This window comes from Stenotrophomonas sp. Marseille-Q4652 (genome assembly GCF_916618915.1).
Classification (GTDB): domain Bacteria; phylum Pseudomonadota; class Gammaproteobacteria; order Xanthomonadales; family Xanthomonadaceae; genus Stenotrophomonas.
In genome coordinates this window covers 3,051,191-3,077,796 of record NZ_CAKAKE010000001.1, presented here as the reverse complement: position 1 = coordinate 3,077,796, position 26,606 = coordinate 3,051,191, and the positions used below count along the sequence as shown (strand labels likewise).

26 protein-coding genes and 1 pseudogene are annotated in these 26,606 nt (G+C 69.5%); 10 read left to right on the top strand and 17 right to left on the bottom strand.

Annotated elements, in window-relative coordinates; genetic code table 11:
• The first annotated feature begins 92 nt into the window (after window positions 1-92).
• A complete protein-coding gene (locus LG380_RS14575) occupies window positions 93-572 on the top strand; it encodes a winged helix-turn-helix transcriptional regulator (RefSeq protein WP_225766063.1) in 480 nt (159 codons plus the stop codon).
• A gap of 24 nt (window positions 573-596) precedes the next feature.
• Here the strand turns inward: LG380_RS14575 and LG380_RS14570 are convergent, their stop codons facing one another.
• On the bottom strand, window positions 597-974 hold the full coding sequence (locus LG380_RS14570; RefSeq protein ID WP_225766061.1) for a classical arabinogalactan protein 4: 378 nt from the start codon (window positions 972-974) through the stop codon (window positions 597-599).
• 148 nt (window positions 975-1,122) lie between these two features.
• Between LG380_RS14570 and msrB the strand changes: the two genes are divergently transcribed.
• The 5 genes from msrB to LG380_RS14545 all read left to right on the top strand — a co-directional run bounded on the left by msrB (window position 1,123) and on the right by LG380_RS14545 (window position 4,351).
• Window positions 1,123-1,590: a peptide-methionine (R)-S-oxide reductase MsrB gene (msrB, locus tag LG380_RS14565; protein WP_225766059.1), complete on the top strand. Its 468-nt coding sequence runs from the start codon at window positions 1,123-1,125 to the stop codon at window positions 1,588-1,590.
• An 87-nt stretch (window positions 1,591-1,677) separates the two neighbouring features.
• On the top strand, window positions 1,678-2,532 hold the full coding sequence (gene motA / locus LG380_RS14560; protein WP_225766057.1) for a flagellar motor stator protein MotA: 855 nt from the start codon (window positions 1,678-1,680) through the stop codon (window positions 2,530-2,532).
• A 10-nt stretch (window positions 2,533-2,542) separates the two neighbouring features.
• Entirely contained in the window at window positions 2,543-3,508 is a 966-nt protein-coding gene (motB, locus tag LG380_RS14555) for a flagellar motor protein MotB (protein ID WP_225766055.1), read from the top strand.
• Window positions 3,509-3,584: 76 nt separating this feature from the next.
• Window positions 3,585-4,061: a hypothetical protein gene (locus tag LG380_RS14550; protein ID WP_225766053.1), complete on the top strand. Its 477-nt coding sequence runs from the start codon at window positions 3,585-3,587 to the stop codon at window positions 4,059-4,061.
• 14 nt (window positions 4,062-4,075) lie between these two features.
• On the top strand, window positions 4,076-4,351 hold the full coding sequence (locus LG380_RS14545) for a DUF4031 domain-containing protein (RefSeq protein WP_225766052.1): 276 nt from the start codon (window positions 4,076-4,078) through the stop codon (window positions 4,349-4,351).
• 15 nt (window positions 4,352-4,366) lie between these two features.
• Here the strand turns inward: LG380_RS14545 and LG380_RS14540 are convergent, their stop codons facing one another.
• Window positions 4,367-4,906, bottom strand: coding sequence for a hypothetical protein (locus tag LG380_RS14540; RefSeq protein ID WP_225766051.1), 540 nt, complete (start codon window positions 4,904-4,906; stop codon window positions 4,367-4,369).
• Between the two features lie 145 nt (window positions 4,907-5,051).
• Between LG380_RS14540 and LG380_RS14535 the strand changes: the two genes are divergently transcribed.
• A complete protein-coding gene (locus tag LG380_RS14535; protein WP_225766050.1) occupies window positions 5,052-5,300 on the top strand; it encodes a DUF3297 family protein in 249 nt (82 codons plus the stop codon).
• 34 nt (window positions 5,301-5,334) lie between these two features.
• Here LG380_RS14535 and LG380_RS14530 read toward each other — a convergent pair whose 3' ends face one another.
• The 4 genes from LG380_RS14530 to LG380_RS14515 form a co-directional block, all read right to left on the bottom strand.
• A complete protein-coding gene (locus LG380_RS14530; protein WP_225766049.1) occupies window positions 5,335-6,096 on the bottom strand; it encodes an ABC transporter permease in 762 nt (253 codons plus the stop codon).
• Window positions 6,093-7,034 (bottom strand): ABC transporter ATP-binding protein, encoded by a 942-nt coding sequence (locus LG380_RS14525; RefSeq protein WP_225766048.1) that lies wholly within the window; start codon window positions 7,032-7,034, stop codon window positions 6,093-6,095. The genes LG380_RS14530 and LG380_RS14525 overlap by 4 nt, the downstream gene beginning before the upstream one ends.
• 108 nt (window positions 7,035-7,142) lie before the next feature.
• Window positions 7,143-8,786 (bottom strand): Na+/H+ antiporter, encoded by a 1,644-nt coding sequence (locus tag LG380_RS14520; RefSeq protein ID WP_225766047.1) that lies wholly within the window; start codon window positions 8,784-8,786, stop codon window positions 7,143-7,145.
• Window positions 8,787-8,970: 184 nt separating this feature from the next.
• Window positions 8,971-11,790 (bottom strand): EAL domain-containing protein, encoded by a 2,820-nt coding sequence (locus LG380_RS14515; protein ID WP_225766046.1) that lies wholly within the window; start codon window positions 11,788-11,790, stop codon window positions 8,971-8,973.
• Between the two features lie 285 nt (window positions 11,791-12,075).
• On the opposite strand from LG380_RS14515, the gene LG380_RS14510 reads away from it, so the two are divergent.
• Window positions 12,076-14,175 carry a M13 family metallopeptidase gene (locus LG380_RS14510; RefSeq protein ID WP_225766045.1) on the top strand — a complete coding sequence of 700 codons (2,100 nt, stop codon included), beginning with the start codon at window positions 12,076-12,078 and terminating at the stop codon, window positions 14,173-14,175.
• Window positions 14,176-14,240: 65 nt separating this feature from the next.
• On the opposite strand, the gene LG380_RS14505 is transcribed toward LG380_RS14510, so the two are convergent.
• Window positions 14,241-15,161, bottom strand: a complete 921-nt coding sequence (locus LG380_RS14505) for an oxygenase MpaB family protein (RefSeq protein ID WP_225766044.1) — start codon at window positions 15,159-15,161, stop codon at window positions 14,241-14,243.
• 314 nt (window positions 15,162-15,475) lie between these two features.
• On the opposite strand from LG380_RS14505, the gene LG380_RS14500 reads away from it, so the two are divergent.
• Window positions 15,476-16,078: a hypothetical protein gene (locus tag LG380_RS14500; protein WP_225766042.1), complete on the top strand. Its 603-nt coding sequence runs from the start codon at window positions 15,476-15,478 to the stop codon at window positions 16,076-16,078.
• Between the two features lie 36 nt (window positions 16,079-16,114).
• Here the strand turns inward: LG380_RS14500 and LG380_RS14495 are convergent, their stop codons facing one another.
• The 8 genes and pseudogenes from LG380_RS14495 to LG380_RS14465 form a co-directional block, all read right to left on the bottom strand.
• Window positions 16,115-16,474 carry a hypothetical protein gene (locus tag LG380_RS14495; protein WP_225766040.1) on the bottom strand — a complete coding sequence of 120 codons (360 nt, stop codon included), beginning with the start codon at window positions 16,472-16,474 and terminating at the stop codon, window positions 16,115-16,117.
• 33 nt (window positions 16,475-16,507) lie between these two features.
• On the bottom strand, window positions 16,508-17,281 hold the full coding sequence (locus LG380_RS14490; protein WP_225766039.1) for a LytTR family DNA-binding domain-containing protein: 774 nt from the start codon (window positions 17,279-17,281) through the stop codon (window positions 16,508-16,510).
• Entirely contained in the window at window positions 17,271-18,515 is a 1,245-nt protein-coding gene (locus LG380_RS14485; protein ID WP_225766038.1) for a histidine kinase, read from the bottom strand. Before LG380_RS14485 ends, LG380_RS14490 begins: the two co-directional genes overlap by 11 nt.
• 213 nt (window positions 18,516-18,728) lie before the next feature.
• Window positions 18,729-20,378, bottom strand: coding sequence for a M28 family metallopeptidase (locus tag LG380_RS14480; RefSeq protein ID WP_225766037.1), 1,650 nt, complete (start codon window positions 20,376-20,378; stop codon window positions 18,729-18,731).
• Window positions 20,379-20,471: 93 nt separating this feature from the next.
• Window positions 20,472-21,734 (bottom strand): RNA polymerase sigma factor, encoded by a 1,263-nt coding sequence (locus LG380_RS14475; RefSeq protein WP_225766658.1) that lies wholly within the window; start codon window positions 21,732-21,734, stop codon window positions 20,472-20,474.
• Window positions 21,735-21,796: 62 nt separating this feature from the next.
• Window positions 21,797-22,201, bottom strand: coding sequence for a VOC family protein (locus tag LG380_RS14470; protein ID WP_225766656.1), 405 nt, complete (start codon window positions 22,199-22,201; stop codon window positions 21,797-21,799).
• Between the two features lie 14 nt (window positions 22,202-22,215).
• A pseudogene (locus LG380_RS15915) lies at window positions 22,216-22,654 on the bottom strand (VOC family protein).
• A 26-nt stretch (window positions 22,655-22,680) separates the two neighbouring features.
• A complete protein-coding gene (locus LG380_RS14465; RefSeq protein ID WP_225766036.1) occupies window positions 22,681-23,106 on the bottom strand; it encodes a YciI family protein in 426 nt (141 codons plus the stop codon).
• Between the two features lie 173 nt (window positions 23,107-23,279).
• On the opposite strand from LG380_RS14465, the gene LG380_RS14460 reads away from it, so the two are divergent.
• Window positions 23,280-23,654 carry a YciI family protein gene (locus LG380_RS14460; RefSeq protein WP_225766035.1) on the top strand — a complete coding sequence of 125 codons (375 nt, stop codon included), beginning with the start codon at window positions 23,280-23,282 and terminating at the stop codon, window positions 23,652-23,654.
• A 9-nt stretch (window positions 23,655-23,663) separates the two neighbouring features.
• Here LG380_RS14460 and LG380_RS14455 read toward each other — a convergent pair whose 3' ends face one another.
• Both LG380_RS14455 and LG380_RS14450 read right to left on the bottom strand, forming a co-directional pair.
• On the bottom strand, window positions 23,664-25,727 hold the full coding sequence (locus tag LG380_RS14455; protein WP_225766034.1) for a gluconolaconase: 2,064 nt from the start codon (window positions 25,725-25,727) through the stop codon (window positions 23,664-23,666).
• Between the two features lie 67 nt (window positions 25,728-25,794).
• Window positions 25,795-26,562 (bottom strand): lytic transglycosylase domain-containing protein, encoded by a 768-nt coding sequence (locus LG380_RS14450; RefSeq protein ID WP_225766033.1) that lies wholly within the window; start codon window positions 26,560-26,562, stop codon window positions 25,795-25,797.
• Window positions 26,563-26,606: the final 44 nt, after the last annotated feature.

The window sequence follows — 26,606 nt, the reverse complement described above, 5'->3', positions numbered from 1 at the left end:
CGCAGTATAAAAAGCCTGTTCTGGTGGTTTTCCCCCTTTTTTCGGAAGATGGCCAGAGAATTTCCCGAAAACATCCCGGACGACAGAGCCCGATGAGCACCCGCCCCCGCGACCTGGACAAGATCGACCGCAAGATCCTGCGCATCCTGCAGTCCGAAGGGCGTATTTCCTTCACCGAACTGGGCGAGCGCGTGGGCCTGTCCACCACCCCGTGCACCGAGCGCGTGCGCCGGCTGGAGCGCGACGGCGTGATCACCGGCTACTACGCACGGCTGGACCCGCAGCACCTCAAGGCCAACCTGCTGGTGTTCGTGGAGATCTCGCTGGCCTACAAGTCCGGCGACATCTTCGAGGAGTTCCGCCGCGCCGCGCTCAAGCTGCCCAACGTGCTGGAGTGCCATCTGGTGTCCGGCGACTTCGACTACCTGATCAAGGCGCGGATCAGCGAGATGGCCTCCTACCGCAAGCTGCTCGGCAGCACCCTGCTGACTCTGCCGCACGTGCGCGAATCCAAGAGCTACATCGTCATGGAAGAGGTCAAGGAGACCCTGTTCCTGCCGATCGCCGATTGAGCGGATCGCCGCTCGCCGTTCCGGTCAGGGCTTGATGCGCACGCCGTCGCCACTGGGCACCGCGTCGTAGTAGCGGCCGGTCCGCGTATCCAGCACCCGGTTGGGGCCGGCCTCTTTCATCCCGTGCAGCAGTTGGCCATTGCGGCCATAGACCCGCGGCGGCGCCTTCGGCACCTCCGGCACGGCCGGCTGCGAAGGGCCGGTGCTCTTGATCGGATGGGTCGCCAGCTTCTGCCGGATCTGTTGCTGCTGGGGACTGGCCGGGGTCGCCGGTGCCGGCGTGGCCGGAGCCGGCCGGGTCGCGGTCGGCGACGCTGGTTTGAACGGGGCCTGCGCCAGCGCCGGCGTGGCCAGCAGCAGGCCCCCGGCCAGGGCAATGCTCCTGCGGAAGCTCGATGTCATGGCGTTTGCTCCACTGCGGACAGGTCACCAGCTTGCGCGCCGGCCACTGTCATCGCGATGAATGCCCGGCGGAAGACGGGTTGATGCGGACGCCGCCAGCCCTCATCTGCAGGGAATCGCGCATGCCGCGCGCCCACCAGGACGCCTGATGACCGCCTTCGACCTCACCCCGCCCTCGAGCGAACAACGCGATGCCCTGGTGGCCGGCCTCAACGCCGATGAACGCCGGGTGCTGCTGCAGCACGGCACCGAGGCCCCGTTCTGCGGGGTGTTCCTGGACAACAAGCGCGACGGCGTCTACTGCTGCCGGCTGTGCGGGCTGCCGCTGTTCCGCTCCAGCGCCAAGTTCGACTCGGGCACCGGCTGGCCGAGCTTCTTCGCGCCCTACCACCCCGACCACATCGGCTACGTGCGCGACCTCAGCCACGGCATGATCCGCACCGAGGAGGTCTGCGCCCGCTGCGGCAGCCACCTGGGCCACGTGTTCCCTGACGGCCCGCCGCCGACCGGCGAGCGCCACTGCCTGAATTCGGTCTCGCTGTCGTTCACCGGGCTGGGCCAGACCTTCCCCGACCCACTGGGGCGCGGCGGCGCCGAAGCGGAACCTGCCACCTGAACCCAGCCCGCCGGGCCTCCGCGGCCCGCGGCTCAAGAAAACCCCGGCGGCGCCGAAATCGGGATAACCCCTTCCCGCGTCGCCGCCATGCTCATCTTCATTGGTTTCCTAGTCGTCATCCTCAGCGTGCTCGGTGGTTATGTCGGCGCCCACGGCAAGCTGTCCGCACTGTGGCAGCCGTATGAGCTGGTGATCATCGGCGGCGCGGCCCTCGGTGCCTTCCTGGTCGGCACCCCGGTGCGGCTGGTCAAGCAGACCTGGGCCGACACCGTCGGTGTGTTCAAGGGCCCGCGTTACAAGAAGCAGGATTACCTGGATGTGCTCAGCCTGCTCTACGAGCTGCTGAACAAGGCCCGCCGCGAGGGCTTCATGGCGCTGGAAGACCACGTCGAGAACCCGGCCGAGAGCGCGATCTTCGCCAACTATCCCAAGGTCCAGGCCGACCACCACCTGGTCGACTTCATCACCGACTGCCTGCGCCTGATGATCGGCAGCAACATCGAGCCGCACGAGCTCGAGCCGCTGCTCGAGCTGGAGCTGGAAAAGCACCACATGGAAGCCACCGCCACCGCCGGCGTGCTGAACAAGGTCGCCGACGGCCTGCCCGGCTTCGGCATCGTCGCCGCGGTGCTGGGCATCGTCATCACCATGGCCTCGATCGGCGGTGACATCGCCGAGGTTGGCGCGCACGTGGCCGGTGCGCTGGTCGGCACCTTCCTCGGCATCCTGCTGGGCTATGGCTTCGTCGGCCCGCTGGCCGCGGCGATCGAGGCCCGCGCCGAGCAGGACGCGCGGATCTACGAGTCGGTCAAGACCGCCCTGTTGGCCTGCCTGCGTGGCTACAACCCGAAGATCGCGCTGGAATTCGCCCGCAAGACCGTGCCCTCCACCCTGCGCCCGAGCTTCCTCGACTTCGAGCAGCACCTGAAGACGATCAAGTAAGGCCAGGCCGATGAGCGAGAACAAACCCACCGTCATCGTGCGCCGGGTCAAGAAGGCCGGCCACGCTGCGCACCATGGCGGCTCGTGGAAGGTGGCCTACGCCGACTTCGTGACCGCGATGATGGCCTTCTTCCTGGTGCTGTGGCTGATGGCGGTGACCACCGCGCCGGAGCGCGCGGCGATCTCCGAGTACTTCCGCAACCCGAGCACGCTCAAGGGCAAGAGTTCGGTCCCGGCGCCGGCCCAGAACGGCCCCGGTGGCGCCAGCACGTCGATGATCCGCCTCGGCGGCGCCACCGACATCTCGCGCGGGCAGGGCGATGACCCGTTCCAGAACCAGCAGCGAAACGTGCCGCGCGAGCAGGAAGACCACCTGCGCGACAAGCGCCGGCTCGAGGAGCTGATGCAGGAACTGCGCGAGGCGATCAGCCGGAGCCAGGCGCTGGAACCGTTCAAGGACCAGCTGCTGCTGGACATCACCCCCGAGGGCCTGCGCATCCAGATCGTGGACAAGCAGAACCGGCCGATGTTCGACCTCGGCAGCGCCGCGCTGATGCCGTACACCCGCGAGATCCTGCTGGAGCTGTCGGAGTACATCAACCACGTGCCGAACCGGATCTCGATCACCGGCCACACCGACACCACCGCGTACCGCATGCGCACCGGCTACAGCAACTGGGAGCTCAGTGCCGACCGTGCCAACGCCGCGCGCCGCACCCTGGTCAGCGGCGGCATGGCCGAGGACAAGGTGACCCGCGTGGTCGGGCTGTCGTCCTCGGTGCTGTTCGACAAGGCCAATCCGCAGAACCCGATCAACCGCCGCATCAGCATCGTGGTGATGTCCCGGCAGGCCGAGGCCGACGCCCTGGCCGACAGCGACCAGTCGCTGGCGCTGTCCCCGCTGCAGCGCGATGCCGACCTGGCCATGCCCGACCCGCCCGTGGAAGAGCCAGCCGCCACGCCCGCCAGCCCCTGACCGGGGCGGCGGAAGCGACGCCACGACCAAGGCCGCCTACAATGGGCGGCCTTTCCGCATTACAGGCATACGCCCCATGTCCAAGCAGTCCAAGGCCAAGCGCGACAAGCGCAAGAAGCAGCAGCCGCGTCGTCCGTTCGCCCGCCTCGGTGGCGCCCAGCCGGTCCAGAACCACGCCGTGCTGAAGAACGAGGAAGGCGTGGTCGTGGCCGCCATCGGCCTGCAGGGCAGCGAGTGGCTGCTGGCCATCGGCGGCCAGACCATGGGCAATGCCGACAACCCGGTGCCGATGCTGGCCATGCTCAAGCACCTGGCCAACGTCCAGGAGAAGGAAGGCCGCAAGGTCGAACTGGAATACTCGGCCGCGCTGCAGCAGATGATCGACGACCTGGCCGCCGACGAAGGCAAGACTGCCGAGGAATACCTGGCCGCGCTGGTGTCCGAGTTCGAGAACCAGCAGGACGAGGAAGATGCCGAGGGCGCCGGGGAGGGCCTTGGCGAGGCTGCCGAAGCCGAAGCCCCGGAAGCCGGCGAAGACAAGCCCCAGGCCTGATCCGGGGGCGTGGGATGGCCGTCTACATCGACGATGCGGTGCATCCCTGGCGCGGCGAGCGCTGGGCGCACCTGATGGCCGACACCCTGGCCGAGCTGCACGCGATGGCCGCGCAGCTCGGCATCCCGCGCCGGGCCTTCCAGAACCGCTCCAGTGGCGCCCACTACGACGTGCCGGCGCCATTGCGCGAGCGGGCCATTGCCCTGGGCACGGTGCCGCTGTCGCGGCATACCGACCGCGAGCGGCTCAAGGCGGTGATCGCAAATGCCCGCGCGCAGTATCAGCCCTGAGCGGGCCGGTCTTCCTCAGAACGGATCGCTGGCCGGGCGCACTTCCACGTCCAGCAGCGAGCACAGCGCCAGCATCGCCTCGTCGTCGCGGCGCAGCGCCGCCCAGCCGGCATGGCAGCCGTTGCCGGTGTTCCAGGTCCACAACGTGTAGCCGTGCTCGCGCAGCCGGTCATGGGCGACGGCCATCAGCGCCGGTACGTCCAGCTCCTGCACGAAATCCTCGTCATCCAGGTCGCCACCCCAGTCGATGCGCAGGTTCCAGCGCGCGGCCAGCTCGTCGATCGCGCTGACGAAGGCGTCGATGTCGTCGGCATCGACGAAGAAGCCGGACTGCCAGTCGATCGCGTCCTTCAACGCCCACAGCCAGCGCTCGTCGTCGGCGCTGACCTCGCCGCCCAGCTGCTCGCGCAGCGCATCGAACTGGCGCAGCGCGCTCTCCTCGTCGCCGGGATTGATCAGCAGCAGCAGGTTCCAGACCCGGGCCGGATGGTCGTCAACGTCGAATTCCGGCGGCAGGTCCTCGAAATCCTCGTAATCGGCGCTGTTGTCGGGCATGTCGATCCTCTGTGGGGCGCGTGGTGCAGCGCGCATTCTGAGGCCGCGCGCGGCGATGCGCCACGCGTGAATCGGCAGCGCCGCGTGCACGGTTTATCCTTGCGCGCGGAAGGCGGCCGCGTTGGCCCGCCAGCACTGGTAGAAGATGAGCGATACCCCTCCCGATCGCCTGGCGATCAACCCGCAGAGCCCGTTCCACGATGCAGCCGCGCTGGAGCGTGGCGTGGGCGTGCGTTTCAACGGCATCGAACGCGACGACGTCGAGGAATACTCGGTCAGCGAAGGCTGGATCCGGGTCCAGGCCGGCCGCTCCCGCGACCGCCGCGGCAACCCGATGACGATCAAGGTCAAGGGCCAGGTCGAGGCCTACTTCCTGCAGGCGCAGGAACAGTAATCCCGGCGCCGGCACCCGCGCGGGTGCCGGCCGCTCACGACCGCAGGCGGTAGCCGCGGCGGAACATCCACCAGATCACCACCAGGCAGGCGGCCATGAAGGCCAGGGTCATGCCGGTGGCCATCGCGATGTGCACGTCGGCCTGGCCATAGAAGCTCCAGCGGAAGCCGCTGACCAGGTACACCACCGGGTTGAACAGGGTGATCTTCTGCCACAGCGGCGGCAGCATGCTGATCGAGTAGAAGCTGCCACCGAGGAAGGTCAGCGGGGTGACCACCATCAGCGGGATCACCTGCAGCTTCTCGAAGCCATCGGCCCAGATGCCGATGATGAAGCCGAACAGGCTGAAGGTGACGGCGGTGAGCACCAGGAAGCCGAACATCCAGACCGGATGGGCGATCTCGTAGGGCACGAAGATCCGGGCCGTGGCCAGGATCAGCAGGCCCAGCATCACCGACTTGGTCGCTGCCGCGCCGACATAGCCGACCACGATCTCCCACCACGACACCGGCGCGGACAGCACCTCGTAGATCGTGCCGGCCCAGCGCGGCATGTAGATCCCGAACGAGGCGTTGGAGATGCTCTCGTTGAGCAGCGACAGCATGATCAGGCCGGGGATGATGAAGGCGCCGTAGCTGACCCCGTCGATGTCGCCCATGCGCGAGCCGATCGCCGCGCCGAACACCACGAAGTACAGCGAGGTCGACAGCACCGGCGAGGCGATGGACTGGGTCAGCGTGCGGAACGCGCGCGCCATCTCGAAACGGTAGATGGCGCCGATGGCATGCAGGTTCATGCGCGGCCCTCCCTGCGGGCGTCGTGCACCAGGCTGACGAAGATGTCCTCCAGCGAGCTCTCGCTGGTGTGCAGGTCCTTGTAGTCGATGCCGTGCTCGCCGAGCTGGCGCAGCAGCCCGGCAATGCCGGTGCCCTCGCCCTGCGCGTCGAAGGTGTAGACCAGGGTGGCGCCGTCGGCGGACAGTTCCAGCGGCAGCCCGGCCAGCGCCTGCGGCACTTCAGCAAGCGGCTGCTGCAGGCTCAGCGCCAGCTGCTTCTTGCCGAGCTTGCGCATCAGCGCGTGCTTTTCCTCCACCAGCACCAGCTCGCCGCGGTTGATCACCCCGACCCGGTCGGCCATCTCCTCGGCCTCCTCGATGTAATGGGTGGTCAGGATGATGGTCACGCCCTGCTCGCGCAGGCGCCGCACCATCTGCCACATGTCGTGGCGCAGCTCCACGTCCACGCCGGCGGTGGGTTCGTCCAGGAACAGGATGCGTGGCTCGTGCGCCAGCGCCTTGGCGATCAGCACGCGCCGTTTCATGCCGCCGGACAGCGTGGCGATCTTGCTGTTGCGCTTGTCCCACAGCGACAGCGCGCGCAGCACCCGTTCCAGGTGGGCGTCGTCGCGCGGCTTGCCGAACAGGCCGCGGCTGAAGCGCACCGTGGCCCACACCGTCTCGAAGGCATCGGTGGCCAGCTCCTGCGGCACCAGCCCGATCAGCTGCCGGGCAGCGCGGTAGTCGCGCACGATGTCGTGGCCGTCGGCCAGCACCGTGCCCTGGCTGGGGTTGACCAGGCCGCAGACGATGCTGATCAGGGTGGTCTTGCCGGCGCCATTGGGACCGAGCAGGGCGAAGATCTCGCCGCGCTCGATCTCCAGGTCGACGCTGCGCAGCGCCTGGAAGCCGCCGGCGTAGGTCTTGCCCAGGCCTTGGATGGAGATGATCGATGGCATGGCGGTCCCGTGGTATGGCGCAGGCTGCACAGGCTAGTGCGCGATGCCGGCGCTGCAAAGCCGCCCGCCGGGGATGGTCCATCCCGCCCCCGGGATGGCCGCGACGCCTCACTCGCGCTGGCGCGATTCCAGCAGGTCCAGGTTGCGGATCAGCCGCCGCGACAGCTCGTCGGAGATGCTGCCGCGCCGGGTCAGTCGGAACAGCTCCTCGCGCTCGGCGGTGAGCCCGGCCATGCGCAACTTGCGGTAGCTGCGCTGCATGCGCCGCACCTGCTCGGGGTCGGCATCCGGGTCATCGCCCAGTTCCAGGTTGCGCTGGTACAGCTGGCTGACCCGCGCGGCGGCATCGTTGAGCAGCTGCACCGTGGTCGCCGGCTGGTTCTCGGCCATCTTCTGCCGTGCCTTTTCAACCGCGGCCAGCGCGGCGCGCGAGGATAGCTTGCGCGCCAGGTCCTGCTCGCGCGCCTCGCCCTCGTCATGCGGCAGCTCCAGGCCGTGCAGCAGGCGTGGCAGCAGCAGGCTGGCCGAAACCAGCGAGCACAGGATCACCGCCGCGGCCAGGAAGATCACCAGGTCGCGGGCGGGGAACGGCTCGCCGCCCGGCAGCATCAGCGGCAGGGTCAGCACGCCGGCCAGGGTGATGGCACCGCGCACGCCGGCCACCGAGGTGGCCAGGATCACCCGCCATGGCGTACCGGCGCGCTGCTGGCCGCGCATCCGCGCCTTGAACAGGTTCCAGCGCATCGACAGCCATACCCACAGCAGCCGCAGCAGCACCAGGCCCAGGTTGATCGCCACCACGTAGACCGCCAGCCACCACGGGCTCTGGTGGCCGGTCTCGTCCATGCTGTGGATGGCCCGCTCGACGATGCCGGGCAGCTGCTCGCCCAGCAGCACGAACATGATGCCGTTGAAGGCGAACTGCACCGTGCTCCACACCGCCGCGCGCTGCACGCGCATGCTGCCGCTGATGCGGCCGGTCAGCTCGACGTAGCTCATGCAGATGCCGGCAGCGACCGCGGCGAGGATGCCCGAGGCGTGGAATTCCTCGGCCACCAGGTAGGCGGCGAACGGGATCAGCAGGTTGACCAGCAGCGCGGCGCCGGCCTCCTCGCCAAACCGGCCCCAGAGCCAGCGCTGCGCCGCCGACACGCCCAGGGTCACTGCCACGCCGATGGCCAGCCCGGCGAAGGCCACCCACAGGAAGGTCAGCGAGGCCGAGGCCAGCGAGAACGTGCCGGTCATCACCGCGGCGACCGCGAAACGGAAGCAGACCAGGCCCGAGGCGTCGTTGAGCAGCGACTCGCCCTCGAGGATGTGCATCAGCCGCTTGGGAATCGGCGCGCGCGCGGCGATCGCGCCGACGGCTACCGGATCGGTCGGCGAGATGATCGCCGCCAGCGCGAAGGCCACCGCCAGCGGCATGGCCGGGATCATCCAGTGGATCATGAAGCCGGCGCCGATCACGGTGAACAGCACCAGGCCGAAGGCCAGCTCCAGGATCGTGGTCTTGTCGCGGAGCAGGCCCTGCTTGGGGATGCGCCAGCCGTCCAGGAACAGCAGCGGCGGCAGCAGCAGCAGGAAGAACATCTCCGGGTCCAGCGTGTGGCCGCGGTTGAACACGCCGGAGATGACCGCGCCCAGGCCGATCTGCACCAGCGGCAGCGGCAGCGAGAACGGCAGGATCCGGACCAGGTAGCCGCTGGCCACGACGGCCACCAGCATGGCCAGGACGATTTCAATGGTGTGCATGCAGCGATCCGGGCAGTGGCAGCGACCGCGCGACGGGTTCAAAAGGTCCGGGGAAAACTAGCACAGCGTGCGGGCGCTGGCCGCATTGGCGTTACGTGTGATCCACCGGTTCGACGGCGGTTTCGCACAGCGCCCTGAGCACGTCGCCCAGCGGCGCCGGGCGGCCCAGCAGGTAGCCCTGCAGCTAGTCGCAACCATGGGCGGCCAGCCAGGCCTGCTGGCCCGGGGTTTCCACGCCTTCGGCGATCACCTTCAGTCCCATCGAGTGCCCCAGCGACAGCAGCGCGCGGCAGATCGCGGCGTTGCGCGGGTTGAATTCGACGTCGTTGACGAAGCCGCGGTCGATCTTGAGCGTGTCCAGCGGCAGGTGCTGCAGGTAGGACATGCTGGAGAAACCGGTGCCGAAGTCGTCCAGCGACACGCTGATGCCCTTGTCGTGCAGCAGGCGCATGGCCTGCAGTGCCTGCGCCGGTTTGTGCATCAGGCTGCTTTCGGTCAGCTCCACCTGCAGCGCGCCGCGCTCCAGGCCGAATTCCTCGATGGCGCGGACAAAGTCGCCGGCCAGGTCGCTGCCGAAGAACTGCACCGCCGACACGTTCACCGCCACCGGCACGTGGCCGAAGCCGGCCATGACCAGCTGGCGCTGGGCGGCGGCCGCGGCACGGATCACCCAGCGCCCCAGCGCGATGATCAGGCCGGTGTCCTCGCACAGCTGGATGAACTGGTCCGGGCCGATCCAGCTGCCATCGGGCTGCGGCCAGCGCAGCAGGGCTTCGAGCGCGGCCACGCTGCCGTCGTCGGCATGCTGGATGGGCTGGAAATGGAGCACGAATTCCTCACGCTCGATGGCCTGGTGGATGCGGCCGGCCAGGCGCAGGCGCTCGGACAGGCGATCGGCAATGCCCGGCTCGAACCAGCACACCGGCACTCGGTCCTCGTGCGCGGCGTGGGCGGCCTGGGCGGCGCGGCCGATCACCTGTTCGGCCTGCTCGCCCGCCGCGCCGGTGGCCACACCGATGCGTGCCTCCAGCTGGTGCCAGGAATCGGGCGTACGCACCGGCTCGGCCACCACTTCCTGCAGCGCCTCCAGCGCCCGCTGCGGGTCCTGGTCGCCACTGATGGCCAGCACGAAGTCCTCGCCCGGCTCGTAAGCCAGCAGGCCCCAGCGCGCGCCCAGGCCGCCCAGCCGTGCCACCAGCGCATGCAGCACGCGGTCGCCGGCCTCGCGGCCGAGGGTGTCCCCGATCATGCGCAGGCCGCGCAGCTGCAGGTAGGCGACGGTGCAGGGACCACCGCGGAAATCCAGGGTTTCGGCCAGCGCACGCACGGTCAGCAGGCCGGTCTCGGCGTTGTGGCTGGCGCGGTAGGCCAGCTCGCGCTCGTAGGCCATCGACTTGCTGACATCCTCGGCCAGCACCATGCAGGCCTGCACGCCGCCGAACTCGATCCCCGCCACGTGGCCGCGCACCTCCAGCAGGCTGCCGTCCTTGCGGCGGTGGGTGCGCACCACCGCGTCGCGGACGTGGCCTTCCCGGGCCAGGCCCAGCGACTCGTGGACCTCGGACCGGGCATCGGCCGGGCGGATGTCCAGGATCGACATCGACAGGAATTCATCGCGGCTGTAACCGTACTGCTCCAGCGCGGCGTGGTTGACCTCGAGGAAATGCAGGGTCTGCAGGTCGAACAGCCACATTGGGATCGGGCTGCGGTCGAACACCAGGCGGAACTGGCGCTCGGCCGCCTCGATGCGCGCCTCGCCCTCGATGCGCTCACTGACGTCCACCAGCGCGCCGGTCAGGCGCGGCGCGGTGCGCGGCGCCTGCACCAGCTCGCCACGCGCCGACAGCCAGCGCATGCTGCCGCCCGCGCCGAACAGCCGGAACATCACGCTCATCGGGCCCTTGCCGGCCCAGGTGTCGTCGAGCATGGACGCCAGCATCGCGCGATCGTCGACATGCACCCGGGCCAGCACGTCATCGCGGCGGGCATTGCGTTGCGGCAACCCGAAGATCCGCTGTGAGGAACGCGACCAGTGCAGTTCGCCCGCGGCATCCATCCACCACGTGCCGACGCGGCCGACGCGGTGGGCCAGCGCCAGTTCGGCGGCACCGGTGCGCAGCTCCTCGCCCAGCCGCCGCTGCTCGGCGAGGTTGCCGCGCATGCTCCACAGCAGGTAGCCAAAGCCGAACCAGTACATCAGGTACAGGACGATGGCCGAATACATCAGCGGCCACCACGGCGCGAGCACGTCGCTGCGGGCCAGGCCGACATAGGCCTGCAGCGGGAAACGCGCAGGTGCCGACACGGCGGCGATGCGGTACTCGCCGTCATCCGGCGGCAGCAGCATGGTGGAATCCAGCGGCGTGGCCACGCGGTGGCCCACCCAGCGTGCCGGATCCTGGCTGTGCGCGACCAGCTCGCCCTGGGCGGTGGCAATGGCCACCACGCCGCGGCGACCGGCATCCAGCCCGACCACGGCCTCCTGCGCTTCGCCCAGCCGCAAGCGCGCCAGCAGCCAGCGGCCCGGCTCCATCGGCATGGCCAGCCGCAGCAGCGGTTCACCGCCATCGGCGACCTGCAGCGGGCCCACCTGCAGCCGGGTGCCACCTGCCGGCATCGACACCCTGGTCCATACCGGCATCGACAGGTCGCCAATACCAAATTCCAGGGGCTGCCCGCTGTCGTTGACCAGCTCCACGCTGTGCAGCACCAGGTTGCGCGAGAGTACGTCCTCGATGGACGCCTGCAGCAGCGACGGGGCGTCTTCGGGCACCCGGTCGAACAGGCGCCGGCCGTCGCTGGCTATGCCTTCCAGGGCACGCTCGACGGTGGCCAGTTCCGATTGCAGCAAGCGGTCAACGCCGGTCACCAGCGCCTGGCTCTGGCGCTGCGCCGCATCTAGGCGGTTGCTGCGGTCATGCCACAGGATCACGGCCAAAAAGCCGGCCAGCAGGATCGCCAGCAGCAGCCCGAACCCGGCCACCGCCCGGAGCGACCTTGCCATCGCCTGCATCATCGGCAGCGCTGGAGTGCCAGGCGTCATCGGCACGGGCGTTTACGAAGCAATGGTGGTTCCCCGCGAATGGACAGACTGCCGGGGTCGCATAGCGCACGCGCGCCGGTTCCCCACCTGCGCCGTTGCCGTTCCCCCTGGGCCCCAGCATGCCCCAAGCGGACCGGGCGCGTGAAGCATGACCTTTGCACTAGTGCCACGCGCCGCGCCGGGGTCGACCATACGTGCAACTCCCGTGCCGCCGGCACGGCTCCCCGGCCCTGCGTGGAAACCACCATGACACCCAGACACCTGCTCCTGCCCCTGATGATCGGCGCCGCCCTGGCCACCACCGGCTGCAACCGCGAACCCGCCGCCACGGCCCAGGACGCGCCGGCCGCTGCCAGCCAGCCTGCCGCCACCCCGCAACTGGGCAGCTTCGGCTTCGATGCGGCCGGCATGGACCGCAGCATCGCCCCGGGCGATGACTTCTTCGGCTACGCCAACGGCACCTGGGTGAAGAACACCGAGATCCCGGCCGACCGCTCCAGCCACGGCAGCTTCCACGTCATCGCCGAAAAGACCCTGGCCGGCACCCGCGCCATCCTCGAGGAGGCCGGCAGCGCCACCGACGCCGGCGCCCGCCGCATCGGCGATTACTACGCTGCGTTCATGGACGAGGCCGGCATCGAGGCCCGCGGCCTGGCGCCGCTGCAGCCGTCGCTGCGGGCCATCGCCGGGATCGGCGACAAGGCCGCGCTGGCCCGTGCGCTAGGCGGCGACCTGCGGGCCGACGTCGACCTGCTCAACGCCACCGACTTCTACACCGACCGCATGTTCGGCCTGTGGGTCTCGGTGGACCTGCTGCAGCCCGACCGCGTCGCGCCCTACCTGGTACAGGGCGGCCTGGGCATGCCCGACCGCGACTTCTACCTCGAAGGCGGGCGCATGGCCGAGCTGCGCAAGGCCTACACCGGCTACGTGGCGCAGATGCTGGAACTGGCCGGGATCGACGATGCCGCCGCCAGGGCGCAGCGTATCGTCGCGCTGGAGACGAAGATCGCCCGCACCCACGCCACCCAGGAACAGACCAACGACATCGAAGCCGGCGCCAATGCCTGGAAGCAGGCCGATTTCGCCAGCAAGGCACCGGGCATGGACTGGGCGGCCTTCCTCGACGCGGCGGGGCTGGCCGGGCAGCAGGACTTCATCGTCTGGCAGCCCGACGCCGTGGCGGGGCTGTCCAAGCTGGTGGCCAGCGAGCCGCTGGACACCTGGAAGGACTACCTCGCCTTCCACGCCATCGACCGGGCCGCACCCTACCTGCCCAAGGCCCTGGCCGATGCACGCTTCGCCTTCCACGGCACCACGATGAACGGCACGCCGCAGCAGTCCGACCGCTGGAAGCGCGCGGTGGCCGATGCCAACCAGGCGCTGGGCGAGGCGATCGGCAGGATCTATGTCGAGCGCCACTTCGATGCCAACACCAAGGCGCGGGCCGATGAAATGGCGCGCAACATCATTGCCGCCTTCGGCAAGCGCATCGACGCGCTGGACTGGATGTCGCCGCAGACCAAGGCCGAGGCCAAGGCCAAGGTCGAAGGCATGAGCGTGGACATGGGCTACCCCAGCAAGTGGCGCGACTACTCGGCGCTGGAGATCCGCCGCGATGACGCCCTGGGCAACGCCCAGCGCGCGGAGCTGTTCGAGTATCAGCGCAACATCGCCAAGCTCGGCAAACCGGTGGACCGCAGCGAATGGGCAATGCTGCCGCAGACGATCAACGCGATGAACGTGCCGCTGGAGAACCGCCTGGTGTTCCCGGCCGCGATCCTGCAGCCGCCGTTCTTCGATGGCGCCGCCGATGATGCAGTGAACTACGGCGCGATCGGCGCGGTGATCGGCCACGAGATCAGCCACAGCTTCGACAGCTCCGGCGCCCTGTTCGATGCCAGCGGCAAGCTGCGCAACTGGTGGACCGAAGAGGACCTGCGCAGGTTCAACGCCGCCGGCGACGCGCTGGTCGCGCAGTACGAGCAGTACTCGCCTTTCCCCGGCAGCAAGGTCAACGGCCGCCTGACCCTGGGCGAGAACATCGCCGATGTCGCCGGCCTGGCCACCGCGCATGATGCGTACCGGCTGTCGCAGCAGGGCAAGCCGGAGCAGGTGCTGGAAGGCTTCACCCCGGACCAGCGCTTCTTCCTCGGCTTTGCCCAGGCCTGGCGCAGCAAGGCGCGCGAGCAGGCGCTGCGCAACTCGCTGCTGACCGGCGTGCACGCGCCGGGCATGTACCGCGCGCAGACCGTGCGCAACCTCGACGCCTGGTACCCGGCGTTCGACGTGCAGCCCGGGCAGGCGCTGTATCTGGCGCCGGAACAGCGGGTCAAGGTCTGGTAACCCCGCTGCCGGTGCAGTGACGGAACGGGCGCTTCGGCGCCCGTTCCCGTTTGGCTACTGCGGCGCTACTGCGGCCAGTGGCGCAGCACCGACGCATCCACGCCGACACGCTGGCAGGCACGGGCGGCCACGCCGTCGCCCAGCGCGCGGCGGAACAACGGCGCCAGCGGTCGCAGGGTCGCGGCCGCGGCGCGGGCCTGCAGGCGTGCACGGCGTCCGGGTTGCAGCAGGTCCTGCGCCCAGTCCGGCAGCAGGGCCGCGCCGGCACCGAGGAACAGCTCCCGCGACAGTCCGGCCGCCGGCACCGGCAGGCGGATCCCCTGCAGCACCGCCAGCACCTCGCGCGAGCGTTCGTCCACGCGCAGCAGCGGACGTTGCTGCGCGAAGTAGGCGGCGACTTCGGCTTCCGAGCACGGCACCTTCGTTGCGCCCAGTGCCTCGGCGATGCGCCGGGTCTCGTCGTAGTAGCGATCGGCGATGGCCACCGGCACGTCGCGGCAATAACGGCGACAGCCCTGCAGGAAGCCATAGGCCTCGGTGACATGCACCCAGGTCAGCAGCGCCGGATCGTCGGCCGCATAGCGGCGGCCATCGGGCAGCTGGCCGTGAACGCGCGAGTGGATCGCACGCACGCGCCCGACCAGCCGCCGCACCTCGGCATCCCCGGCATAGCTGGTGCCGGCGACGAAGGCGGTGGTGCGGCGCAGGCGGCCGACCAGGTCCTCGCGGAAATTGGAGTGGTCATGCACGCCGGCCAGTGCCAGCGGATGCAGGGTCTGCAGCATCAGCGCGCACAGCCCGCCGGCAAGCATGCCCGGGAATTCGGCATGTACCCGCCAGGCCACGCTGTCCGGGCCGAACCAGCCCGGATCACCGGGTGGATGGTCGTAGTCGATGCCGCTTTCCCCGCGCGGGAAGGCGGACAGCACCCAGTGGCGGATGCGATGGGTGAGCGGTGCGCCTAGCGCATTCAGCAGATCAGGCATGGGCCCATGGTAGCTGGCAGGCCTGCGCACTTCGCGTCAGCGCCGGCACGGGCGGCCGTTGGTCGCCGCACTACGCGTTGTACGGCAATGCCGATGTGCAGACGCAGCAGTATGGAACGGCTTTTTCCACGAAGTTCGTGAACTTCCCCGATGACGCAATGCAATAAACGGCCGCGACTACGTCGACGCCACGCTCGCCAACGCCCGGCGTTGACGCCACTCCCGTTGCACGCCCGGATGAAAGTGCTAGAACTGGCCGCGTAGCAGCGCATCACGCATCGCCACTTGTTCCCGCCGTTTGCAAGGAGCTCGCCATGATCGCTTTGTTCCAGGGTTTGGGTTTGCTGTTGAGGGACAACGAGCTGTACAGCAGCCCGTTCGAGAAGCAGGTCCAGCATTGGAAGGGCCTGAGCGAGGAGCAGATCCGCGGCGAGGTGGCCCTGCTGGCCAAGGCCAAGTGCCAGTGGCTGATCGCCTCCATCGTGCTGTGGCAGGCCAGCTCGCTGCTGATCCTGGGCCTGATCACCAACTACCTGTGGCGCGATGATTTCCATATCACCTTCACCCGTGTGGTGATCGTGTTCGGCTCCTGGATCTCGATCCTGTTCGTGATCTGGTTCATGGCCAACATGTTCGACCACACCGCCGGTTTCGAGCGCTGGATGAAGGCCTTCAACAGCCGTGCGCGCATCAGCAACGATGCCGACTCGGTGGACGAAGTCGCCGAGGCGCTGGAAATGGCCAGGCACTATCCCGAAGTGCTGGACTACAAGCAGGCCGTCAGCGCCCGCCGCGAACTGCGCCACGAGGACATCCGCATCATGCGCGAGCTGGGCCGCATGCGGCAGCACACCGAGCTGGTGGGCAAGCTGATGCACGTGGGCGATGACGGATTGCGATTGCAGCCGGCCTACTGATTCTTTCGAACCTGGTTCATCCCGATGCCGCCGCGCTCAGTCGCGGCGGCATTGTTTTTCGGCGCGGGTATCGACGCAGTGCTCGAAGCCGGCCGGCAGGTCGCGCAGCACCTGCCTGGTGCCGACCGGCACCGCGAAGGCGTGCAACTGGCGGCGCTCGCACTGCAGCGTGCCGGCCGCCGCCGGAGTGGGGTGACAGCGCTCGTCGAACACGCGGTAATGGCAGCGGCCGCTGGCGCTTTCAATGCAGTGGAAGGTGGCCGCACCCGCGCTTTGCAGGGTGCGGCTGAGCAGCGCCTCGGTACCAGCGACGCGGGTCACCGAGGTGGTGCCGGCAGGTTCCTGGATTCCCAGCAGGGACAACAGGCTGGACAGGATCAGGCTGAGGTAATGCATGGCGGTTTCCTTTCGTGGCCGGGAGCTGCCGCGTTACATCCCGCGGAACAGGCTCATGAAGGGCTGGCTGACCGGAAGCGTCTCGCTGCGCGACCTGAGGCGCAGCACGCCGCGGCCGCTGTCATCGCGGGTGACCGAGGCCACCGCGGCCATGTTGACGATGGTCGAGCGGTGCACCTGGCGGAAGCGCTGCGCATCGAGCGCCTGCAGCAGTTCGCGCAGTGGCGTGCGCAGCAGGGATTCGCCCTCGGCGGTGACCACCACGGTGTACTTGCTGTCGGCGCGGAAATAGACCACGTCCTCGAGCATGATCAGGCGCGTATCGCGGCCGTTGCTGGCGGTGATCCAGGCCAGCGGCGGCGCGGCGGAGGCCTCCGGCGCACGCTGCGCCAGCTGCCGCAGCAGCTGGTCGAGCACCGCGTTGTCCGGGCGCCCGGCCTGCATCCGCGCCATCACCCGCTGGCGGGTGGCAAGCAGGCGGTCGTCGGCCACCGGTTTGAGCAGGTAGTCGATCGCGCCCTGCTCGAAGGCATCGATGGCGTACTGGTCGTAGGCAGTGACGAACACCACCTGGGTGCGCGGGCTGACCTGCTCCAGCGCGCGGGCCACCTCCAGCCCGGTGATGCCGGGCATGCGGATGTCGAGGAAGGCGATGTCCGGCTGGTGTTCGGCCAGCGCTTCCAGCGCCTCGGCGCCGTCCTCGCATTCGGCCACGATGTCCAGCTCCGGCCACAGCTGGCCCAGCTGGCTGACCAGCGACTGCCGCAGCAGCTCCTCGTCCTCGGCGATCAGGGCATCAAGCTTCATGGGAAACCTCCGCGCTGCGCGGCAGGGTGAGGGTGGCGGCCACGCCGCTGGGGAAGTTGGAGACGATGGCCAGGCCAGCGTCCGGGCCACAGGCCAGGCGCAGGCGCTCGCGCAGGTTCTTCAGGCCGATGCCGGTGCCGCCGGTGCTGCCGCCGAAGCCCAGCCCGTCGTCGGCGACGGTGAGGGTGACGTGGTCGTCGAACTCGCGACCCAGCACCCAGATGGTGCCGCCACCGGGCTTGGGTTCCAGCCCGTGCTTGATCGCGTTCTCGACCAGGGTCTGCAGCGCCATCGACGGCAGCGGCAGTTGCTCCAGGGCCGGCGGCACATCGACCTGCAGGTTCAGTCGCGCGCCCATGCGGATCTTCAGGATCTCCAGGTAGGCACGGGTGCGCTCCAGTTCCACCCCCAGGGTGGACATCGACTCGTCCACGCTCGGCAGCGAGCTGCGCAGGTACTGGATCAGGTGGCCCAGCATCTGCTCGGCACGCGCCGGATCGGTGCGGGTCAGCACCTGGGCGTTGGCCAGGGTGTTGTAGAGGAAGTGCGGCTCGATCTGCGCATGCAGCAGGTTCAGCCGCGCCACGCTCAGTTCCTTCTCGGTGGCGTTCTGCTGCGCGGTGGCCTGCTCGCTGCGGCGCTGTTCGCCCACGCGGCGGGTGATGGACCGGGTCACCGCCTCGGCGTTCTCGAAGTTGCTGCCTTCATCGACCACCAGCAGGTCCACCCAGGCACCGGCCTCGGGTTCGAACAGCAGGGTGACGCTGCTGGTGCCCTCGCCCGGGGTGACCACGGCCGAGACCTGGTTGCGCTTGATCGCCAGCCGCGCGACCGGGTTCCAGCGCGAGGGCGGACGCACGTTGTACGGATCGATGCGCGGCACCTTGGCGCGGATCTGCAAACTGCCGGGCGAGCTGTCGATCTCCTCGACCCGCGGCAGTTCGCCGATCGCGGCCTCGACCACCTCAAAGGCCTGGGCGGCGTCGAGCGGGATCTCGATCTGCCGGCGCTGGCGGCTGGCCAGGCAGTCGCGGTCCAGTCGCCCGGCCAGCAGCTTGACCCGGCGCAGGTGGCTGAGCGTACTGGTCACCGCGACGACCAGCAGGAAGATCGCGACCAGCGCGAAGATCGAGCCGGTGCTGCCGAAGATCTCCGGCCAGATGATCGCGGCCACGATCAGCGCCACCGCCCAGGCGAGCAGGATGCGGAACAGCAGGGACAGGCTGGCGGACATGGACGGCGACCCGGTGGAGTTGGCGCCGAGCATAGGGCGCGCCCGGGCGGCTGCAAGGCACCTGCGACGAACCGTGGCAGGCGCGGACGAACGGGGGTGCGGCGTGGATGAACCCGGCCGCAGGGCGGTGGCCGGCCGTGGTACTGCGCAGGTCCGCGACGCTGCAATGGAAACGGGCGCCACGGAGAACCCGTGGCGCCCGTCGATCAGGGCTTACTTGCGCTGGTCGTCGCTTTCGCTGCGCAGCGCGCCGAACTCCGAGCCGGCGCCCCAGCCCGGCCACTTGCGCGAGTTGGCCAGCTGCGAGCCCAGGGTGTAGACGATCTCCAGGTCACGTGCGGCACCGGCGAACGTCCAGTCGGCCTGCCACTCGTCACCGCGCTGGTGATAGCGCTTGGCGGTGTAGTCGTCCGAGGCCTTCTTGCCGGCCGCCACGCCACCGTCGATCCAGTCCTGGCCGGCCGAGTACGACAGCGCCGGCACGCCGCGCTTGGCGAACGGGAAGTGGTCGGAGCGGAAGAACAGCCCGGCTTCGGGCAGCGGATCGGGCGTGTAGCGCACGTCCCACTGTTTTGCGACGTCCTTGAGCTGGTCGAGCAGGTCCATCTGCACCGAGCCGTAGATGCCGAAGTCACGCGAGGGGCCAAACGGCGCGGCACCGTCGATGTTGATCACCGCCACGGTCTTTTCCAGCGGATACAGCGGCTGGCTGGCGTAGTACTCCGAGCCAAGCAGGCCCTTCTCCTCGGCGGTCACCGCCAGGAACACCACCGAGCGCTGCGGCCGCGGCTGGCTGGCAAACCCGCGGGCCAGCTCCAGCAGCGCGGCGGTGCCGCTGGCGTTGTCCAGCGCGCCGTTGAAGATGCTGTCGCCGTTGGCATCGGGCTCGGCCTTGCCGATATGGTCCCAGTGGCCACTGTAGATCACGGTCTCGTCCGGATACTTGCTGCCTTCCAGGCGCGCGACCACGTTCTGCGAGGTGATGATCTCGCTCTTGACCTGGTAGTCGGCCGAGAAGGTCTCTCCCTCGAGCACCACCGGCTTGAAGTCACGCGACTGCGCCTGCTTCTTCAGCGCCTCGAAATCCAGCCCGGCGCGCTTGAACATCTCCACCGCCAGGTCGCGCTGGATCCAGCCTTCCAGCGCCGGATGCGCCCTGGACGGATCCTCGCGGACCACGTCGAACATGGTGTTGGTGTTGGAGCCGGCCACCGTGGCCCAGCCGTAGGAGGCCGGGGCGGTCTCGTGGACGATCAGCACGCCGGCCGCGCCCTGGCGCGCGCCTTCCTCGTACTTGTAGGTCCACCGGCCGTAATAGGTCATGCCCTTGCCGTCGAAATCGCCTTCGCCGGTCTCGAAGTCCGGGTCGTTGATCAGGACCACGGCGATCTTGCCGGCCAGGTCCACGCCCTTGAAGTCGTCCCAGTTGCGCTCCGGCGCCTTGACGCCGTAGCCGACGAACACCAGCGGCGCGTCCTTGATCGCCACCGCGTCGTCGCCGTTCATGGCCGCACGCACGGCGATCTCCTGGCCCTGGGTCAGGGCCTGCGCCTTGCCCTTGCTGGACAGCGACAGCTTCGGCGTACCGACGATGTCGCCCTTGCGCAGCGGCACGGCCTGGGTCCACAGGCGCTTGCCGTCGCGCAGGTCGCCACCGGGCTGCAGCCCGGCCGCGGCGAACTGCTGGCTGAGGTAGGCCACGGTCTTCTCCTCGCCCGCGGTGGCCGGGGCGCGGCCCTCGTAGGCGTCGGAGGACAGTTCCTTGACGTGGGCGGACATGCGCGCGCCGTCGAACTTCGGCGTTGCCGCCATTACTGCTGCCGAGACCGACAGCGCCAGGACTCCAAGAGCCAGACGTTTCACCTTTGCACCTCGCAAGCGGGATGGATGGCCTGCGAGTGTAGGCCAGTGGCGCCGGCGGCGACCCAGCCCATTGGTACTGGTCCGTGGGCCGGCTCAGCCGCTGGCGCAGGCCCGGGCACGGGACTGCAGGTGCGCCTGCTCGCGGGCATTGCCGGCCAGCGCGGCGGCGCGTTCGAACTCGGCGCGCGCCTCGTCCAGCCGGCCCAGCTGCTGCAGCAGGTCGCCGCGGGCGGCGGCCAGCGGAGCGTAGTCGCGCAGGCGCGGTTCGTCGTCCAGGGCGGCCAGCACTTCCCACCCTGCCGCCGCGCCGTGCGCGCGCGACACCGCGACCGCGCGGTTGAGCTCGACCACCGGCGAGGGCTGGACCCGGGCCAGGCGCGCGTACAGCGCGGCGATCGTGGCCCAGTCGGTGTCTTCGGCGCGACGTGCACGCGCATGGCAGGCGGCGATGGCGGCCTGCAGCGCGTAGGGCCCGTCCTGTCCGCCGAGCGTTTCGGCCAGGCGCAGGGCAGCCTCGCCGCGGGCGATCTGCAGCCAGTCCCAGCGCGCGCGGTCCTGCCCGGGCAGCAGCACCGGGTTGCCCTCGGCATCGGTGCGCGCATGGATGCGCGAGGTCTGCAGCTCCATCAGCGCCAGCAGGCCGGATACCTCCGGCTCGTGGGGCAGCAGCCCGGCCAGCACCCGGCCCAGCCGCAGCGCCTCCTCGCACAGCGCCGGGCGCATCCAGTCATCGCCGGCGCTGGCCGCATAGCCCTCGTTGAACACCAGGTACAGCACCTCCAGCACCGAGGCCAGGCGCGGGCCCCAGTCGGCGCGGCGTGGCACCTCGAACGGCACCTGCGCACCGGCCAGGGTGCGCTTGGCGCGGACGATGCGCTGGGCGATCGTCGGCTCGGGCTGCAGGAAGGCGCGCGCGATCTCGGCGGTGCTCAATCCGCCCAGCAGGCGCAGGGTCAGCGCGACCCGCGCGTCGGCCGGCAGCACCGGGTGGCAGGACACGAGCACCAGGCGCAGCAGGTCATCGCCGATGTCGTCTTCCACCCAGCTCTCGTGATCGGGCATGACGACCCCCTCGTAGCCGGGCTCGTGGGCAAGCTCGGCGTGCTTGCTGGCATGCAACTGGCGCTGGCGCAGGCGATCGATCGCACGGCGCTGGCCGGTGGTCATCAGCCACGCCGCCGGGTTGTCGGGGATGCCATCCACTGGCCAGCGCTCCAGCGCGGTGACCAGGGTGTCCTGGGCCAGTTCCTCGGCCACGGCGACATCGCCGAGCATCCGCGCCAGCCGTGCGATCAGGCGTGGCGATTCCATCCGCCACACCGCGTCCAGGGCCCGCTGCAGCTCATGCGCGTTCATCGGCGGCGATGACAGCACCGCCGCCGGGGCGACGCAAGCACGCGCCACGTCAAGCCCCGCACTCAACCCGGCTCGCCATCCATGTGCGCGATCTCCCACAGGTGTCCGTCCAGGTCCTGGAAGCTGCGCTGGTACATGAAGCCGTAATCCCGTGGCGGCCGGGGCTCGCTGGCGCCGGCGGCCAACGCCTTTTCCAGCATTGCGTCCACGCCGTCACGGCTGGGCGCCGACAGGCAGGTGATCACCTCGGTCTGTGCATGCGCGTCCACCAGTGGCTTGGCAGTGAATTCGCGGAAGAACGGCTCCACCAGCAGCATCACGAAGATCGCATCGCTGACCACCACGCAGGCGGCCTGGTGGTCGGTGAACTGTGGATTGCAGGCATAGCCGAGCGCGTTGAAGAACGCCTTGGCGCGATCCAGGTCGCGGACCGGCAGGTTGATGAAGATCATCTGCGGTGCAGTCATTTGGATTCTCCTGCTCAGGGCGCCGGCATCGGCTTCATGCAGTTGACCATCCACGGCTTGCCGTAGCGGTCGTGCAGGAAGCCCCAGCGATGGGCCCAGAAGGTCTCGGTCATCGGCATTTGGACCTTGCCGCCCTCGGCCCAGCGCGGCGAACACGCGTTCGGCTTCCTCGATCGAGTCGACCTCGACGTTGACCGTGGTGGTGCCACCGCCGTCGCCATGGGACGGTCCGTCGGCCGCCATCAGCACCGCCCCGCCCGCTTCCAGCTGGCTGTGGGCGATAGGGTCCAGGGTGTCCTGGCTGGGCTGACCGCAGCCCTCGCCCATGTCCCCGCCCGGCGGCATGTCGCGGTAACGGGTTTCGGATACGACCTTGCCGCCCAGCGCTTGCGCGTAGAACGCCATGGCTTCATGGGCCTGGCCCTGGAAGGCGAAGAACGGAATCAGTTTCATGGCAATGCTCCTTGTGGGTGGGGGATTCAGTCAGCGGTGCCGATGCGTTCGCGCAGGCGCTGCTCCTGCTCGCGCAGTCCAGGGGTGAAGGCCTGGCCGAAGTCATCCATGGTGAAGACCGGGCGGATTTCCACGGTCTTCACGCAGCGGGAGCCAAAGGGTGCGCGCTTGAGCCATTCCACGGCCTCCTCCAGCGAGCGCACCTGCCACAGCCAGAAGCCGGCAACCAGCTCTCCGGTTCCGGCGAAGGGACCCTCGATCACGCTGCGCGTTACGCCGTCGAAGCGCACCCGCACGCCGCGCTCGCTGGGATGCAGCCCCTCGCCGGCCAGCATTACCCCTGCCTCGACCAGTTCCTCGTTGAAGCGGCCCATGGCGGCCAGTTCGTCGTGGGTCGGCAGTTGCCCGGCCTCGCTGTCCGCCGTGGCCTTGACGATCACCATCACCTTCATCGCGCACCCGTATCGTGACGCCCTCACCTGGGCTCTCAACGGGTACGACGGATGAGGCCGGCAGCAATCGACATGCGTGGCAGATTTCTTCTTGCGGGGTTGGTGCGCCGCAACGAACCCCGCCTCCACGGGGGATGCGGCATCATCGGTCCCTGCCCTGACGGAGAGCCGCGATGCAGTTCCTGATGACGATCAACATCGACCCCGAGCTGGTGCAGGCCGCGCCCGCCGCTGAATACGACGAGCTGATGCGCGGCTGCCTGCGCCATGCCGACGAGCTCAAGGCGCAGGGCGTGCTGCTGGCCTCGCAGCAGCTGGAGCCGCCGGCCACCGCACGCACCCTGCGCACCCGCGACCGGCAGACGCGGATCACCGACGGGCCGTTCGCCGAGAGCCGCGAGATCCTGGCCGGTTTCAACCTGATCCAGGCACGCGACATCGACGAGGCGGTGCGCATCGCCCACGGCTTCCCGTGGTCGCGCTTTGGCAGCATCGAGGTGCGCCCGGTGCACGACATGGACGCCGAGCGCGCCCGCGTCGGCGCCTGAGGCGGCGGGCTACTCCAGGGTGATCGGCAGGTCGCGACCGGCCTGGGCGGCGTTGCCGCTGAAATCGCGCGCGGTGATGCGCACCGTGTAGTCCCCGGCCGGCAGCTCGCCCGGCTGCCACAGCCCGGTGGCGAGCAGGCCATCGCGGATGCTGTTGGTGACCACGTACTGGAAGCGGGTGACCGCGCTGCCGTGCACGGTGATGCCGCTGTCGGGCGCGTAGATCGCCTTGACCGCCTCGTCCTGCGGCGGCATGCGGTTGAACTCGATGTTCATGCGCGGCGACTCGTACCCCGGCAGCGGCCGGCCGGCGGCATCGAGGATCTGGTAGCCCAGCGCGTACAGGCCCAGCCGGCGTCGTGGCAGGTTGCCATCGACCTGGTCCCAGGCTTCGGCCACGACCTGCACGCCCGCCCCTTCGCGGGGCACCCGCACGCGACCGTTGCGGCGCTCGCGCAGTGGCTGGTCGTGGGCGTCGAGCAGGAACACCGCATCGATCCTTGGCGCCACCGTATCGACGAAATTGGTGAAACCAAGCAGCGCCGCGTTGCGCTCGTAGCCGCCGGGACCGACCACCAGGTGCACGTGTGCCTGGTTGTTGATGCTGCCCAGGGCGTCGCCGGCGCGGAAGCGGGTGCCGCGACGCACGCGCACCCGCTCCAGGCGGCCGTCCTCGTCGGTGAGCAGCGTAAAGCGCGGGTCCAGCGCGCGGTTGCGCGGATCGCGGCCGACCTTCATGTGGATGTAGTCCAGCCGGTCCAGCGACATGCCCTCGGCCTGCCGCCCCGGGGTCCAGGTCGCCGACGGGCTGCTGACCTTGCCGTCGGCGATGGCCAGCACGGTCTGCCCGACGTCGCCGCGGATATCCAGCCCGCCGTGCAGGTGGTGGCGGTTCTCGCCGCTGAAATTGCCGCGCACCTCGCCAAGCGTGCCGACCACCTCGTGCCAGCCGTCCTGCGGACGCAGCGGCCAGCGCCCTTGGCTGCGCGGCAGCGGATCGTCCGGTGACGGTCCAACCACGGCCGGCAGTGGCGTCTGGCCTTCGGCCAGCGGCGTCAGCCGGTGCAGGCGGTAACTGGCGGCGTCGCTGGCCAGCACGCTGCCATCCGGCGCCAGCGCCAGGCCCGCGGGACGGGCCAGCCGGGTGCCACGGTCCTCGTCATTGAGCGCGACGACGTGCCCGGCCGGGCTGACCTGCACCACGCGCCCGGACTGGCGCTCACCGACGTAGGCCACGCCATCGTGGCTGAGCGCGATCGACATCGGTTCCCACAGCTCACCCGGCAGCGTGGTCACGCTGCCATCGGTCCCGACCCGGCGCAGCGCGCGGTTGCCCATGTCGGCCACCCACACCCGGCCCTGCGCGTCAACGGCCAGGTCGGTCGGGGTATCGAAGCGCGCCTGCGCGCCGGGCGCATCCTGGTGGCCCGGGATGCCGGCCCCGGCCAGGGTATGTACGCGGCCATCGGGTTCGATCACGCGGATCGCGTCGTTCCAGGTATCGGCCACGTACACACGTCCGCCGGCATCCACTGCCACGCCCATCGGCCCGTTGAAGCGCGCCTGCGCGCCGGTGCCATCGGCATTGCCCGGCTCGCCGTTGCCGGCCAGCGTGCTGACCGCGCCCTGCGCGCTGACCTTGCGGATGGCGTGGTTGCCGGTGTCGGCGACATAGAGGTTGCCGGCACGGTCCAGCGCGATGCCGGACGGGGTGTGGAAGGCCGCTGCCGAGCCCTGCCCGTCGGCGAAACCCTCGCGGCCACCGGCCAGGGTTTCGACCCGGCCATCGAGCCACAGGCGGCGGATGCGGTTGTTGTCGCCGGCATCGGCGATGTAGACCGTGCCGGCCGCATCGATGGCCACACCCCAGGGATCGCTGAAACGCGCCTGCATTGCCGCAACGTCATCCGCGCCACCAATGCCGTCGCCGGCCAGCAGTTCCAGCTGCGCGCGCCAGCCCAGCGGCGTGGCTGCGGGCTCGACCGGCCCGGGCTTGCGTGGCAGCCACAGCGTAGCCAGCAGGGCAACCACAACGAGCAGCAGGACTGCCGCGATCCATCTGGCTGGCTTCATGCGCGATTCGAAACTCCGGGGAAGCGCGCACGATAGACGCTTGCGACGACCGGCGGAACTGCCTGGCTCAGCGCGCCGGGCGTTCCGGTGGCGGGCCCATCGCTTCGCGGTAGCGTGCGTGCAGGGCGAGCACGCGTTCGATGTAGCCACGCGTCTCCGCATACGGCGGCACGCCGCCATACCGCTCCACCGCGGCCATGCCGGCGTTGTAGGCGGCCGCGGCCAGCGTCAGGTCGCCGCGGTAGCGCTGCAGCAGCGACTTCATGTGGCGCGCGCCGGCGCGGATCGATTCCTCGGCCGAGAACGGATCGCGCACGCCGTACTGCGCGGCGACCTCGGGCATCAGCTGCATCACGCCCTGCGCGCCCTTGCTGGACACCGCGTGCTCGTCGAAGGCGCTCTCGGCATGGGCAATGGCGCGCAGCCATGCATCCTCCACGCCGGTGGCCCTGGCCGCGGCGCGGAACTGTTTCGCATGGCGGTCCAGCTGCGGCTTGCCGACCTTGCCCATGCCCGGATGCGCCGGCTCGCCCTCGGGGGTGGCCACGGTGAACTTCAGGAACTCGCGCGAGCCGGGCAGCCGGCGCGTGGAATAGACCAGCTTTCCGTCCTGCTCGCGTTCGTAGAGCACGCCGCTGAACACGCCGAAGTTGCCCCACAGGTTGGGCGTCTGCACTGCGTTGTCGTCCACCTCGACCGCCTTGCAGCGTGACCCCGGTTCCGGCGCGGTGGCCAGGCTGACCGTGCCGCCCTGCACGCAGCGGTAGATCGTGCGCGCTCCCACGTCCCACGCGGACAGGAACAGCAGCAACAGGGTGGCCAGCAACGGACGCATTCACGGACAGGGCAGCAGGCGGGCGGCGATGGTCGCGCCGGTGG

What these genes read in the sequence shown, in the direction of transcription:
- LG380_RS14530 (WP_225766049.1), bottom strand. Translation starts at nt 6,096, where the DNA reads ATGAACCTGCATGCCATCGGCGCCATCTACCGTTTCGAGATGGCGCGC.
- LG380_RS14495 (WP_225766040.1), bottom strand. Translation starts at nt 16,474, where the DNA reads ATGCATTACCTCAGCCTGATCCTGTCCAGCCTGTTGTCCCTGCTGGGA.
- LG380_RS14455 (WP_225766034.1), bottom strand. Translation starts at nt 25,727, where the DNA reads ATGAAGCCAGCCAGATGGATCGCGGCAGTCCTGCTGCTCGTTGTGGTT.
- LG380_RS14540 (WP_225766051.1), bottom strand. Translation starts at nt 4,906, where the DNA reads ATGCCCGACAACAGCGCCGATTACGAGGATTTCGAGGACCTGCCGCCG.
- LG380_RS14470 (WP_225766656.1), bottom strand. Translation starts at nt 22,201, where the DNA reads ATGACTGCACCGCAGATGATCTTCATCAACCTGCCGGTCCGCGACCTG.
- LG380_RS14545 (WP_225766052.1), top strand. Translation starts at nt 4,076, where the DNA reads ATGGCCGTCTACATCGACGATGCGGTGCATCCCTGGCGCGGCGAGCGC.
- LG380_RS14510 (WP_225766045.1), top strand. Translation starts at nt 12,076, where the DNA reads ATGACACCCAGACACCTGCTCCTGCCCCTGATGATCGGCGCCGCCCTG.
- LG380_RS14485 (WP_225766038.1), bottom strand. Translation starts at nt 18,515, where the DNA reads ATGTCCGCCAGCCTGTCCCTGCTGTTCCGCATCCTGCTCGCCTGGGCG.
- LG380_RS14505 (WP_225766044.1), bottom strand. Translation starts at nt 15,161, where the DNA reads ATGCCTGATCTGCTGAATGCGCTAGGCGCACCGCTCACCCATCGCATC.
- msrB (WP_225766059.1), top strand. Translation starts at nt 1,123, where the DNA reads ATGACCGCCTTCGACCTCACCCCGCCCTCGAGCGAACAACGCGATGCC.
- LG380_RS14550 (WP_225766053.1), top strand. Translation starts at nt 3,585, where the DNA reads ATGTCCAAGCAGTCCAAGGCCAAGCGCGACAAGCGCAAGAAGCAGCAG.
- LG380_RS14460 (WP_225766035.1), top strand. Translation starts at nt 23,280, where the DNA reads ATGCAGTTCCTGATGACGATCAACATCGACCCCGAGCTGGTGCAGGCC.
- LG380_RS14520 (WP_225766047.1), bottom strand. Translation starts at nt 8,786, where the DNA reads ATGCACACCATTGAAATCGTCCTGGCCATGCTGGTGGCCGTCGTGGCC.
- LG380_RS14500 (WP_225766042.1), top strand. Translation starts at nt 15,476, where the DNA reads ATGATCGCTTTGTTCCAGGGTTTGGGTTTGCTGTTGAGGGACAACGAG.
- LG380_RS14515 (WP_225766046.1), bottom strand. Translation starts at nt 11,790, where the DNA reads ATGGCAAGGTCGCTCCGGGCGGTGGCCGGGTTCGGGCTGCTGCTGGCG.
- LG380_RS14575 (WP_225766063.1), top strand. Translation starts at nt 93, where the DNA reads ATGAGCACCCGCCCCCGCGACCTGGACAAGATCGACCGCAAGATCCTG.
- LG380_RS14570 (WP_225766061.1), bottom strand. Translation starts at nt 974, where the DNA reads ATGACATCGAGCTTCCGCAGGAGCATTGCCCTGGCCGGGGGCCTGCTG.
- LG380_RS14490 (WP_225766039.1), bottom strand. Translation starts at nt 17,281, where the DNA reads ATGAAGCTTGATGCCCTGATCGCCGAGGACGAGGAGCTGCTGCGGCAG.
- motA (WP_225766057.1), top strand. Translation starts at nt 1,678, where the DNA reads ATGCTCATCTTCATTGGTTTCCTAGTCGTCATCCTCAGCGTGCTCGGT.
- LG380_RS14465 (WP_225766036.1), bottom strand. Translation starts at nt 23,106, where the DNA reads ATGAAGGTGATGGTGATCGTCAAGGCCACGGCGGACAGCGAGGCCGGG.
- LG380_RS14475 (WP_225766658.1), bottom strand. Translation starts at nt 21,734, where the DNA reads ATGAACGCGCATGAGCTGCAGCGGGCCCTGGACGCGGTGTGGCGGATG.
- LG380_RS14535 (WP_225766050.1), top strand. Translation starts at nt 5,052, where the DNA reads ATGAGCGATACCCCTCCCGATCGCCTGGCGATCAACCCGCAGAGCCCG.
- motB (WP_225766055.1), top strand. Translation starts at nt 2,543, where the DNA reads ATGAGCGAGAACAAACCCACCGTCATCGTGCGCCGGGTCAAGAAGGCC.
- LG380_RS14525 (WP_225766048.1), bottom strand. Translation starts at nt 7,034, where the DNA reads ATGCCATCGATCATCTCCATCCAAGGCCTGGGCAAGACCTACGCCGGC.
- LG380_RS14450 (WP_225766033.1), bottom strand. Translation starts at nt 26,562, where the DNA reads ATGCGTCCGTTGCTGGCCACCCTGTTGCTGCTGTTCCTGTCCGCGTGG.